Here is a 1,999-nt window from a genome sequence, read left to right on the forward strand (position 1 = left end):
GGCCGCGTCCGGCTGGGCCGGGATGCCGGGCGTGGTCACCGGGCGCTCCCGCAGGCTCAGGAGGAGCCGCAGGACCGCGATCCACATCAGCGCGGAGCCGAGCATGTGGGCCGCGACCAGGATCTCGGGGACGCCGGTGAAGTACTGGACGTAGCCGATCCCGCCCTGGGCGAGGAGCACGACGATCAGGTCGCGCGCCCGGGCCCGGGTGTCGTCCGGGGCGTCCACCACGCGCAGTACCAGCCACATGGCCAGCGCGAGCGCGCAGACGACCCAGGCGGCGATGGCGTGGACGTGCGCGGCGGCGGTCCAGTCCCACGGCATCCGCGGGACCTCGCTCTTGTCGCCGGCGTGCTTGCCGGAGCCGGTCACGGAGGTGCCGAGCACGATCAGCGCGGCGGAGGCCGCGACGATCGCCCAGCCCAGCTTGCGGACCGGCGCGGGGACCCTCGGGCGGGGCGTCGTGTCGCCCTCGCCGGCGCGCTGCCAGGTGATCACCGCGACGGTCAGCAGACCGTTGGCGGCGATGAAGTGGCCGGCGACCGTCCAGGGGTTCAGCCCCATCCAGACCGTGATCCCGCCGATCACGGCGTTGCTCATCACGACCCAGAACTGGGCCCAGCCGAGCCGGGTCAGTCCGCGTCGCCACGGCTTGGTGGAGCGGGCGGCCACGATGGCCCAGCCGACGGCCGCCGACAGCACGTAGGTCAGCATCCGGTTGCCGAACTCGATCGCTCCGTGGAAGCCCTGCTCGGGCGTGACGAAGAGGCTGTCGTCGGTGCACTTGGGCCAGGTGTCGCAGCCGAGCCCGGATCCGGTCAGCCGGACCGCGCCACCGGTGACGATGATGACGACGCTCATCACGACGGCGGAGAGCGCGGCGCGCCGGAGCGTCCGGGGGGACGGGGTCCAGCGCCTGGCGATGAAGGCGAGGGGGGTCTGCACGGGCCCTATCGTAGGCGGGGGCTTGTGCACGCTTTCACGAGGGGGTGGGTACTCGCGTACGCGACCGAGCCGCCCGGGCCCGGAGAGGTCCGCGGAGCCGCCGGACGCTGGCTGGCGTGCCGCCCGGCGGGAGGCCGGCTCGACGACCCCGTCCTGCTGCGCCATCTGCTGTGGATCGCCGTGGCCACCGGAAAGCCCCTCCAGCTCCACGCCGGGACGGGGGACCCGGCCGCCCTCGCCGGCTTCGCCGCCCGCACCGCCGGGCTCGGTACCGACCTCGTGCTGCTGCACGGCTACCCCGACCACCGCCACACGGCACGGCTCACCGGCGCCTTCCCGCACGTCCACGCCGACCTCGGCCCGGTGCTCGCCCGCACCGGCGCGCGCGCCGCCGCCGTCCTCGCCGAGATCCTGGAACTGGCGCCCTTCGGCAAGCTGCTCTTCTCCAGCGGGGCGCAGGCCCTGCCGGAGCTCCACGTGGTCGCCGCGGGCGTCTTCCGCGCCGCGCTCGACCGGGTGCTGGGCGAGTGGGTCGGCGACGGCGCCTGGTCGCGTACGGACGCGCAGCGCGTCGCCACCATGATCGCCTCGGGCAACGCGCGCCGGGTCTACGGACTGGCGGGCTGAGCGCCCCGCGCGCGGCAGGGCTGCGGCGCGCCCGGACACGCGGGCGGCCCCGGCGACGGAGTGCGTCGCGGGGGCCGCGTACGGGGTGGGCGACGACGCGCGTCGCGTCCGGCTCAGGCGGAGGCGAGGGCCGCGTCCGGCTGGGCCGGGATGCCGGGCGTGGTCACCGGGCGCTCCCGCAGGCTCAGGAGGAGCCGCAGGACCGCGATCCACATCAGCGCGGAGCCGAGCATGTGGGCCGCGACCAGGATCTCGGGGACGCCGGTGAAGTACTGGACGTAGCCGATCCCGCCCTGGGCGAGGAGCACGACGATCAGGTCGCGCGCCCGGGCCCGGGTGTCGTCCGGGGCGTCCACCACGCGCAGTACCAGCCACATGGCCAGCGCGAGCGCGCAGACGACCCAGGCGGCGATGGCGTGGACGTGCG

Annotated in this window: 1 protein-coding gene and 2 pseudogenes; 1 reads left to right on the forward strand and 2 read right to left on the reverse strand. The window is 75.4% G+C overall.

Annotated elements, in window-relative coordinates:
• The coding region (locus tag EAO71_RS01830; RefSeq protein ID WP_147976000.1) for a COX15/CtaA family protein at positions 1–954 on the reverse strand (954 nt) is incomplete at its 3' end.
• Between the two features lie 42 nt (positions 955–996).
• On the opposite strand from EAO71_RS01830, the pseudogene EAO71_RS01835 reads away from it, so the two are divergent.
• Positions 997–1,572: pseudogene (locus EAO71_RS01835) on the forward strand (amidohydrolase family protein); the annotation flags it as partial.
• A 113-nt stretch (positions 1,573–1,685) separates the two neighbouring features.
• On the opposite strand, the pseudogene EAO71_RS01840 reads toward EAO71_RS01835, so the two are convergent.
• Positions 1,686–1,999, reverse strand: a pseudogene (locus EAO71_RS01840) (heme A synthase); the annotation flags it as partial.

Origin of the sequence: Streptomyces sp. MS191 (genome assembly GCF_008042125.1) — a bacterium.
Classification (GTDB): domain Bacteria; phylum Actinomycetota; class Actinomycetes; order Streptomycetales; family Streptomycetaceae; genus Streptomyces.